The sequence below is a fragment of the uncultured Halovibrio sp. genome (assembly GCF_913056445.1).
GTDB lineage: Bacteria > Pseudomonadota > Gammaproteobacteria > Pseudomonadales > Oleiphilaceae > Halospina > Halospina utahensis_B.
Genome location: NZ_CAJXMA010000099.1, coordinates 1 through 9,944, shown reverse-complemented (window position 1 = coordinate 9,944; position 9,944 = coordinate 1). Strand labels below are relative to the sequence as shown.

General features: G+C 63.8%; 9 protein-coding genes. 6 read left to right on the top strand and 3 right to left on the bottom strand.

All coding sequences use genetic code 11. The features are described from left to right. From QZ501_RS13735 to hemN, 4 genes are all read left to right on the top strand, one after another. On the top strand, nt 1-2,492 hold a 2,492-nt coding region (locus QZ501_RS13735; protein WP_295720283.1), incomplete at its 5' end, for a heavy metal translocating P-type ATPase. After that, entirely contained in the window at nt 2,395-2,610 is a 216-nt protein-coding gene (ccoS, locus tag QZ501_RS13730) for a cbb3-type cytochrome oxidase assembly protein CcoS (RefSeq protein ID WP_151439423.1), read from the top strand. The genes QZ501_RS13735 and ccoS, both read left to right, overlap by 98 nt. Continuing rightward, entirely contained in the window at nt 2,607-3,302 is a 696-nt protein-coding gene (locus tag QZ501_RS13725; protein WP_095616999.1) for a sulfite exporter TauE/SafE family protein, read from the top strand. The genes ccoS and QZ501_RS13725 overlap by 4 nt, the downstream gene beginning before the upstream one ends. A gap of 84 nt (nt 3,303-3,386) precedes the next feature. Further along, nucleotides 3,387-4,781: an oxygen-independent coproporphyrinogen III oxidase gene (gene hemN / locus QZ501_RS13720; RefSeq protein WP_151439422.1), complete on the top strand. Its 1,395-nt coding sequence runs from the start codon at nt 3,387-3,389 to the stop codon at nt 4,779-4,781. Nucleotides 4,782-4,789: 8 nt separating this feature from the next. Here hemN and ttcA read toward each other — a convergent pair whose 3' ends face one another. Continuing rightward, nucleotides 4,790-5,662, bottom strand: coding sequence for a tRNA 2-thiocytidine(32) synthetase TtcA (gene ttcA / locus QZ501_RS13715; RefSeq protein WP_151439421.1), 873 nt, complete (start codon nt 5,660-5,662; stop codon nt 4,790-4,792). Nucleotides 5,663-5,767: 105 nt separating this feature from the next. On the opposite strand from ttcA, the gene QZ501_RS13710 reads away from it, so the two are divergent. Both QZ501_RS13710 and QZ501_RS13705 read left to right on the top strand, forming a co-directional pair. Then, nucleotides 5,768-6,418 (top strand): DNA-J related domain-containing protein, encoded by a 651-nt coding sequence (locus QZ501_RS13710; RefSeq protein WP_151439420.1) that lies wholly within the window; start codon nt 5,768-5,770, stop codon nt 6,416-6,418. Then, nucleotides 6,415-7,470 carry a polysaccharide deacetylase family protein gene (locus QZ501_RS13705; protein ID WP_295720279.1) on the top strand — a complete coding sequence of 352 codons (1,056 nt, stop codon included), beginning with the start codon at nt 6,415-6,417 and terminating at the stop codon, nt 7,468-7,470. Before QZ501_RS13710 ends, QZ501_RS13705 begins: the two co-directional genes overlap by 4 nt. Nucleotides 7,471-7,472: 2 nt before the next feature. Here QZ501_RS13705 and QZ501_RS13700 read toward each other — a convergent pair whose 3' ends face one another. Beyond that, a complete protein-coding gene (locus tag QZ501_RS13700; RefSeq protein WP_295720276.1) occupies nt 7,473-8,489 on the bottom strand; it encodes a MalM family protein in 1,017 nt (338 codons plus the stop codon). Beyond that, the coding region (locus QZ501_RS13695) for an outer membrane protein transport protein (RefSeq protein ID WP_295720274.1) at nt 8,458-9,944 on the bottom strand (1,487 nt) is incomplete at its 5' end. The genes QZ501_RS13695 and QZ501_RS13700, both read right to left, overlap by 32 nt.

Genomic DNA, 9,944 nt, shown 5'->3' with positions numbered 1-9,944 from the left:
CCTGCTTCCACTGCCGGGAACCCCTGCCGGAAACCCCCCCCGTCACCGGCGACATCGCCGGCCGGACCGAGGCGTTCTGCTGTGAGGGCTGTCTCGCGGTCTCGCGCATCATCCGCGACGAGGGGCTCGACCGCTTCTACCAGCAGATTGACGGCCCCATCACCACGCCGGATCCGGTTGACGACCGTGTCCGTGCCGAGTGCCTGCACTACAACGACCGTCAGCTCCTCGACGAGGTTGTCCATGCCCGGGATGATGGGCTCCACGAGACCTGGCTGATGATCGACGGTCTCAGCTGTGCCGCCTGCATCTGGCTGATCGAGCATCACCTGGCCGGTTTTGAGGGGCTTGAGTCCATCCGCATCAATCACAGCACCCAACGCGCCCATCTGGTCTGGCACCCTCAGGTCACCGGTCTGGGCAACCTCCTCCTGGGCATCCGCGAACTGGGCTTCCAGGCGTCTCCATTCCGCCCCGGCGAGTGGGAGGAGCGAATACGCAACCAGCAGAAACAGGCCATGATCCGGATCGGAATCGCGGGCATTGCGGCGCTTCAGACCATGATGCTGGCCTATCCGCTCCAGTTCGGGCTCAGCACCGAATCCGACCCGGCCATGGTCCAGCTGTTCCGCTGGGCCAGTTTCGTCATCGCCACACCTGTGGTGCTCTACAGCGCCGTTCCCTTTTTCCAGGCAGCAGTCCGGGACCTCCGGCACCGTCATCCGGGCATGGATGTGCCCGTGTCCATCGCCATCCTTGCCGGCTACCTGGCGAGCGTCCATGTGACCCTCTTTGGCGGCGAACATGTCTATTTCGAGTCCATCTCGATGTTCACCTTCTTCCTCGGCCTGGGGCGATTTCTCGAGGGCCGCGCCCGCTACCGGGCGGGCCTGGAAAACCTGTCGCTGATCAATGCCATGCCCGGCACGGCACTGCGCATCGATGGGGACACCGAGACCGTGGTGCGTGCCCGTGACCTGAACCCCGGTGACCGTATCCGCATACGCCCTGGGGATACCCTGGCCGCGGATGGCCATGTGGCCTGTGGCCAATCCGCACTGGATGAATCCATGCTGACCGGTGAATCGCTGCCGGTCTCCCGGGGACCGGGCGAGCCAGTCTCGGCGGGCACGGTGAACACCGAGCACCCCCTGGAGGTGATCGTGGACCAGGCCGGGGACAACACCCGGCTTTCCGCCATCACCCGGCTTCTGGACCGGGCCCAGGCCGAGAAACCCCGGACCCAGCAGATCGCGGACCGCGTTGCCGGTATTTTTGTCACCGCGGTGCTGGCGGCTGCCACTGCCACCTTTCTGGTCTGGTGGCTTCTGGACCCCGCACGGGCCTTTCCGATCACCCTGGCGGTTCTGGTCGCCACCTGCCCCTGCGCCCTGTCGCTGGCCACGCCGACGGCGCTGACCGTGGCAACCAACCGGCTGCGCAGGGCCGGCTTCGTTCCCACGAGAGGTTCGACCCTGGAGACGCTCAATACAGTGGACACCCTGGTGTTCGACAAGACCGGCACCCTTACCCGGGGCCAGCTCAGTATTGCCTCTGTCACCCCGTCGTCCGGCATTTCCGAGGCGCACTGCCGGGCGCTGGCAGCCGGACTGGAACGCGGCTCCGAGCATCCCATCGCACGGGCCTTCCGGGACGAACCGGCAGCAGTCATCAGCGAGCGGGAAAACCATCCCGGCGGCGGCGTCACCGGCTTCAACGAGGGTCTCAGGCTGGCCCTGGGCCGGGCGGATTTCGTCGCCGCTGAACTCAACCTGCCCTCTGCGCCGGAAACCGATGACGATGCCGCCCTGGCTGTTCACCTGGCGAGCGAGACCGGCTGGCTGGGGCGGATCACCCTGGATGATACGCTGCGCGAGGACGCGCAGCCGGTGCTGGCGACCCTGCGTGCCCGGGGCTGGCACTGTGTGCTCCTCAGTGGCGATCATTCCGGCCAGGTGGCAAGGGTCGCCGGAGCACTCGGCATCGACCGGTATGAAGGGCGTCTGTCACCGGAGGCCAAACTGGAGCGCATCCGTGCCCTGGAGGCGGAGGGCAACCGGGTCATGATGGTGGGTGACGGACTCAACGACCTGCCCGGTCTGGCGGGAGCCCGCCTGTCCGTGGCCATGGCCGGCAGCAGTGATATCGCCCGCCTGCAGGCGGATGCCGTGGTTCTGGGTGAGCGGCTGTGGCCGCTGATGGAAGCGCTCAAGGTCGCTCCCATGGCACGCCGGGTCATCCGCCAGAACCTGACCCTGTCGCTGTTGTACAATGCGGCGATCCTGCCTCTGGCAATGGTGGGTCTGGTGATCCCATGGATCGCGGCCGCGGGCATGTCCGCCAGCTCGGTGGCTGTGGTGATGAATGCGCTGCGTCTGGGAGGAATGAAGCCCGATGGCAATACTCTACATACTGATTCCGCTGTCACTGATCCTGCTGGCGATCGCCGTCCGGGTACTCATCTGGGCAGTGCGCAACGACCAGTTCGATGATCTGGAAGGGCCCGCTCACCAGATCCTTTTCGATGACGACGAGGACCGGATTCCCCCGGAAGCCCGGCAGCATACCGAACAGACCAGTCGCCAGCGTGAAGGGAGCGATCCGGAATGACTGATGCCCTCATCACCACCCTGGGTTCAGCGTTCCTCATCGGGTTCCTGGGCAGCACCCACTGCCTGGGCATGTGCGGCGGCATCGCCAGCTCACTCAGCCTGGCCCTGCCTGTTGGCCCGGGTTACCGGCGCCGTCAGCTGTCACTGCTGGCGGGATACAATCTCGGGCGGATCCTGAGTTACAGCCTGATCGGGCTGATCGCGGGCCTCCCGGGCGCGCTCCTGACCGAAGGCGTCCCCGGCGCCGGCATGGTCCTGCGCACCCTTGCCGGTGTTGTGCTGATCCTGCTGGGCCTGGCCGTGGGTCAGTGGTGGCAGGGCATCATGAGCCTGGAACGCATCGGCGCGCCACTGTGGCAGCGGCTCTCTCCCCTGACCCAGCGTTTCATGCCCGTTGACCGCCTGAGCCGTGCCCTGCCGCTCGGGCTGCTCTGGGGCTGGCTGCCCTGTGGCCTGGTCTACAGCACCCTTGCCTGGGCCCTGACCCAGGGGGATGCGGTTCTCTCCGGTCTGCTGATGTTCAGCTTCGGGCTCGGCACGGTGCCGGCAATGGTGGCCACCGGCCTGCTGGCCAGCCGCATTACCCGGCTGCGCCAGTCCACGGCCTTCCGCCGGGTTACGGGCCTGGCCCTGATCGTTTTCGGTCTCTGGACCATCCCCTGGATCCAGCATCTGATTCTTTCCCATTAAGGCGGGGTTTGACCGATATCAACAGGTCCAGCCGCAGGCTGCGTTAGGCTGTGTGCAGCACAGAACCTGCCGTCGGAGGACACCATGGCTTCGGAACGCATCAACCTCCTCTGGGACCCGGATCTGATCGCACGCTACGATCTGTCAGGCCCCCGTTACACGTCCTACCCGACGGCGCTGGCCTTCAGCGAAGACTTCAACGGCGAGGCCTACGAGCGGACCCTTGAACGAAGCCGTGCCTCGGGCGCGCCGCTCTCACTCTATCTGCACATCCCGTTCTGCGCGCACCTGTGCTACTACTGCGCCTGCAACAAGATCGTGACCCGCAAACGGGATCGGGCTGCTCCCTATCTGGAACGGCTGCACCAGGAGATCGCCATGCGCTCCCGGCAGTTCGGCGGGCAGGAACGACCGGCGACCCAGCTCCACTGGGGCGGCGGCACGCCCACTTTCATCAGCCACGATGAAATGCGCGAACTGATGAGCGTGCTGCGCCAGCACTTCCAGCTGGCGGACGACGACAGCGGCGACCACTCCATTGAGATTGACCCCCGCGAGTGCGGCCCTGAAACCCTGGAAGTCCTGCGCTCCATCGGTTTCAACCGCATCAGCCTGGGTGTCCAGGACTTCAACCCGACCGTCCAGAAAGCGGTGAACCGGATCCAGCCCCGGGAGATGGTGGCCAACCGCATTGTCACAGCCCGGGATCTCGGTTTCCGGTCCATCAACATGGATCTCATCTACGGGCTGCCCCACCAGACCCGGGAGACATTCCATGAAACCCTGGACCAGGTGCTGGAGCTGTCGCCGGATCGGCTGTCGGTGTTCAACTACGCCCACCTGCCCGACCGGTTCATGCCCCAGCAGCGCATCCGCGAGGAGGATCTGCCCTCCCCGGAGGAAAAACTCCGCATCCTTGAGGACACCATCAACCGGCTGCTTGAGGCCGGCTACGTCTACATCGGCATGGACCATTTCGCCAAACCGGATGACACACTGGCCATCGCCCAGCGCAACGGGGAACTGCACCGGAATTTCCAGGGCTATACCACCCACGGGGAATGCGACCTGATCGGCATGGGGGTCTCCGCCATCAGCCAGGCCGCCGACAGCTACTTCCAGAACCACCATGACGAAGGCGCCTGGAACCTGCAGCTGGATTTCAACCGCACACCCCTGAAAAAGGGCTATGAGCTCAGTGACGACGACCGCATGCGCCGCGCCGTGATCATGGAGCTGATCTGTCACTTCTCGCTGGACAAACAGGCCTTCGCCGCCGCGTGGGGGGAGGCCTTTGATCAGGTGTTTGCCGATACCCTGCCGGCACGCCAGACCATGGTGGAAGACGGCCTGATTGAAGAGGATGCGCAGCGGTTGACGGTGCGCACACCCGGCCGCCTTCTGATCCGGGCCATCTGCCAGCTGTTCGATGCCGGCGCCCAGCAGGCGCAGACCGGGCGCTACTCACGGATCATCTGAGCTGGCGCTCAGATATTGAGCACCTGGACCTGGCCGTATTCGGTTCCGGGCTCCGCGCGCTGGGGCTCAGCAACCTGTTCCTGCGCCTCGCCCCTGCCGGAGAAGTCAAACAGCTGCGGATCCGCCAGATGGGAAGGCGCCACGTTCTGCAGGGCCCGGAACATGTTCTCGATCCGCCCCGGGAAACGATGGTCCCAGTCGTTGAGCATGTCCTTGACCATCTCCCGCTGCAGATTCTCCTGAGAACCACAGAGGTTGCAGGGGATGATGGGGTACTCCCTCAGTTCGGCGAAGCGGGCAATGTCCTTCTCACGGCAATAGGCCAGCGGCCGGATCACGGTATTGCGCCCATCATCGCTGAACAGCTTGGGCGGCATCGCCTTGAGCGTGCCCCCGTGGAACATGTTGAGCATCATGGTCTCAAGGATGTCATCCCGGTGATGGCCCAGTGCGATCTTGGTGCAGCCCTGCTCTTCCGCGAAATTGTAGAGAATCCCCCGGCGCAGGCGTGAGCACAGACCGCAGGCCGTTTTCCCCTCGGGAATCTTCTCCTTCACGATGCTGTAGGTGTCCTTCTCCAGAACCTGGAACGGCACTTCAAGCTGCGCCATGTAATCCGGCAGCACATGCTCGGGAAAACCCGGCTGCTTCTGATCCAGGTTCACCGCCATAAGCTCGAAGTTCACCGGCGCCCGATGACGCAGGACCATCAGCATGTCCAGCATGGTGTAGGAATCCTTGCCACCACTGAGACAGACCAGGATGCGGTCGCCTTCCTCAATCATGTCGAAATCCGCGATGGCACGCCCGGTCTCGCGCTGCAGCTTCTTCTGCAGGCGTTTGCTTTCGTCGCGCGGATCGGTGGAGGTCTTGTCCAGCATTGATTGGCCCCGGTCAGACTGTGTGGCTGCGGATTATACCGGAGAGTCACGGGCTGCCACCAACCGGGATTTGCATTGCCCGCTCTGGCAACGCATAGTCTGGACATGATGGATTCCACCGCCTCACTGAACCGGACCGGCGAAACCAGCGACAGCGCCCTGGAAGCGCTGGTCGGGCGCATCATGGACGCCTGCGAGGCATTGCTGCGCACCCACCCGGAAGGCATGAGCGAACTGGTGATGCTGCGCACCCTCCAGGGAGAGCCCTGGTATCTTTTCGGGACCATCGACTTCAGCAGCCCGGCGGCCCTCTACCCGGTGCACTTTCTCCTGTTTCACAGCCTCTACCGGCAGCGCGAACGACTGGCTGCCGAGAGCGGGGAAACCATCGACATCAACGCGCTGAATATCCGCATTCGCCAGACGTACAACGCCGGGCAGCAGGAGGCGGGGCAGCACGATGCGCTGCACGCCTTCTACCGGGACCTGTCCAACCATGACCTGGGCGAGAGCACCATCAACCGCATGCTGGATGACTTCTGGCAGGGCATCACGCGCCCGGCGGATGATGAGCTCACCCAGGCCTGCCAAACCCTGGCGATCGACACGCCACCTCCGGATCTGGCGACCGCACGGCAGGCGTTCCGGCGCCTTGCCATGCAGCATCACCCGGATCGGGGGGGCTCCAACGAGCAGCTCCAGGCCCTTAACCGGGCCATGGCCACCCTACGACATCACTTCAGAGGACACCCATGAGTCGAGTGACCCCCCTGACCCGTATTGCCGTCACTACAGCCCTGGGCCTGAGCATGGCCTCCGGTGCCCATGCCGGCGTTGCCACTCTGGCCTATCACCATGTCTCCACGGAGACACCTCCCTCCACCACGACCTCTCCATCACTGTTCCGGGACCAGCTGGCACTGATCGAGGAGCTCGGCGTGGAGCCGCTGTCACTCACCCCTGAGCGCATCCAGAAGACCCTGGACGGCGCGGATGCGGAGAACCAGCATGTCGCCCTGACCTTTGATGATGCCTACGAGAGCGTCTACACCGAAGCATGGCCGCTTCTCAGGGAAAAAGGTATTCCGCTGACGGTCTTCGTACTCAGCGGCTCTGTCGGCGACAACGGTTACATGAGCTGGGACCAGCTTAAGGATATGGCCGAGCACGAGCTGGTGACCATCGGCAACCACAGCCTGGATCACGGCACCATGCTCCAGCGCCCGGATGAGAGCGCGGAAGAACACGCCAAACGCATTGCTCGGGAACTGGACCGGGGTGCTGATCGCATCGAGGAGAAAATCGGCGTGGAAACCGAGCTCTATGCCCACCCCTACGGTGAGTTCTCCCAGCCGGTCCTGCAGGCACTGGAGGAGCGCGGCTGGTATGGATTCGCGCAGCATTCCGGGGTTATCGGTGAGCACTCCCATCCCGGTGCCATGCCGCGCTTTGCCGTGGCGGATGCCTACGGCGGCATCGATGCCCTCAGGAACAAGTTGAAGGCGCGCAACTTCCCGGTTACCAGAGCCAATCTTCCGGCCCCGGTGATCGGCGACCAGAACCCGCCCCTGCTGGACATGACGGTCCCCGAGGGCTGGGACAGCGGCCGATTGAACTGCTTTGCCTCTGGCGAGGGCAAGATGGAACTCGACGCGGAGACCCTTGCCAACGGCGTGCGCATCCAGACCCGAGCCCAGAACCCCATTGAAGCCCGTCGTTCACGCTACAACTGCACCTACCCGGCGGGTGATGGCCGTTTCTACTGGCTCTCCCAGCCCTGGTTCAATCCGGAGGCACCGGAGGGCTGAGGTCAGTCGACAAGCCGCAGTGACAGGCTGCCCACGGGCTCGTGGGTCAGCCTGCGGCGCTTGCCTTGCTCGCCGACCCTGGTGCCGGACTCAAGGTCTTCCGGGCGGGTAAAGACAACCAGCCAGCGCTCACCGGAATCCGGCTTCAGCGCCAGCCTTGCCTCCATATGCCCATAGCGTCGCCAGGTTTCGGGACTGTATTCCATCACGATGTCGGTCACCATCCGGACAGGACGGAAGCCACCGTCAAGAAAAACGGCATTCGGCAGAAAGAAGCCGCCGTCGCGGATGAAACTGCGGACGCGCAGGAGTGATTGTTCAGGATCCTGTGGCAGGCGCACCAGAGCGAAACGGCTGTCGCCCGTGGCAAAACGGTACACATCGGCCTCTTCGCCGAGATCGACGGGCAGGGTCCGCTCGGGCTCCAGCTTCTGGTAGTCCAGGCGCGGCAGCGCCCCGCAGCACTGCTGCGCAAACGCATCCAGCCGGGTCTCCGACCCCTCGCCCACCCCCAGAATGGCGGCAGCTTCGGAATCCCGACGGAACCCTGGGGCGGCTGCCGCGCCCGAGGTGGTCACCCGGGCCTCGGAAGCCCGAACCGGCTCCGGCTCGCGCATCACCTGCCCCAGGGCCTCTTCCCCGTAAAGGTAGGGCGTATTGTGAATGCGTCCCTGGGCATCCCGCCAGCTGTAGAAAAGCTCCTCGGATTCCCTGCTGCTGTTTTTATCCCCGGCATCCGGATACTGTTCCAGATTGAATTCCGGATGGGAGGATTCCGCAGTCCGCGTCACCCCCGTTTCACCGGAGCCCTTCTTACCGGTGGTCTCGCCAGAGGTCTCAGAGGCGTTGCCGGCGGCCGGTGTATATCGGACCTGCCCCCGCTCATCCACCCATGCGCGCATGCCCCCTGCAGCCCCATCCCCAGCACCACTGGCACAGCCGGCGGTCACCAGCACCACCAGAACCAGCAGCGCCGGCGTCAGCCGGTCAGAAACGGCTGCGGATGGTGAGGTTGGCAAAGGTGATGGTGGTTTCGGTTTTGACATCCAGGCCTGCGTAGGGGTTGTACACAATGTTGGTGATGTTCGTGCAATTGATATTGCAGCTCGAGTCCGCCGGGATGTTCTGGGTACTTTTCATCTGGCTCAGACTCATATCGATCTGGGTGTGCTTCGACCACCTGTACCCAAGCCCGACGCCATACATTGTGCCATCCCCGATGGGCGAGAAAAGACTTTCCGCCCCTTTGGGGATGACGGTGCTCCGGTTCTGGGCCCCCGCCCTCAGATCAAGACGGTCGTTCACGTGCAGTGTCGCACCATAGCCAAGGTTCCATACATCCGTGAACTCACGGCCAATCTTCAGACTGGTGGGTGTTGCCTTTTCCGGTGACAGGATGCGGGCCGCATTCAGGAACTCCAGCTCACGGTCAAACTTGAGCTCCAGATACTTCTGGGAAGACAGATCCACATAGTCCATATCCGCATTCAGGGTCAGGAACGGCAGCACCCGCATGCTGACGCCGGTGGAGAAATGCTGCGGGTAGCTCTCCTTGATGGAGACATGGCCCTCCTCCTTCGGAACGCCGGAAGGCAGGCTCAGGATCGCGGCGCCTATGGCGCCGAGCACAGAACTGTTCACACTCTGCCAGAACGCGGCCCAGTCCTCGGTGTAGTCGATCTGGAAATCGCCCTTGAGGTTCATATCATCGCCGGAACTGTACTGGGCGCCCCAGGTGAACCAGTCAGTGGGCTCCCAGAGCACCCCCACCTTGTAGCTGGTGGAGAGGCTCTCCTCGGCCCGGAAGTTGACATTGCCGATGTCCTGGAAGGGGCCGATCTTGCCGCCACACAGGGCCAACCAGGGCGCCAGGGGTTCCTGGGCCTCCTCGTCACAGCCGAAGGCATCCTGAAGCGTGGCCCCCACGCCCACCAGCATGTTCGGGGCCCGGGTCAGCTGGTTCACCTCGATCCCCTGGTGCGAGAAATGGATACCGGCGCCCACGGTCCACTCATCATTGATCTCATAGGAAACCGTTGGTGAAAGGTAGGTGATCCGCTGAATGGCGGCCTGGGTCGGCTGATACCGGCCCGGATCATCCTCCTCACGGGAGAAGCCACCGGAGTTCTCGATGAACGCGGCATTGCCGAACGTCAGCTTCGAGCCCGGGGGCTGGACACTGAACCCGGCATTGAACGGCGCAGCGGGTGCAGCGCTTTCCATCAGCCCGATGCCCGGTATGTAGTTGGCGCCGACGTCGGTACTGCTCTTGCTGTTGGCTACCGGATCATTCTCCGCGCATTCGATGCCGAAGACATCACAGCCCTCTTCCGGCACCGTGAACGTCGCATCGAACTGCGTCATCGGCATGGCACCGCCAAGTTCCCACTGGCGCCCCTCAAGACGACTCAGTCCGGCTGGATTACGGCGGATGGCCATGATCCCGGGCGGATCCGCGGTAACCGCGTTGCCGA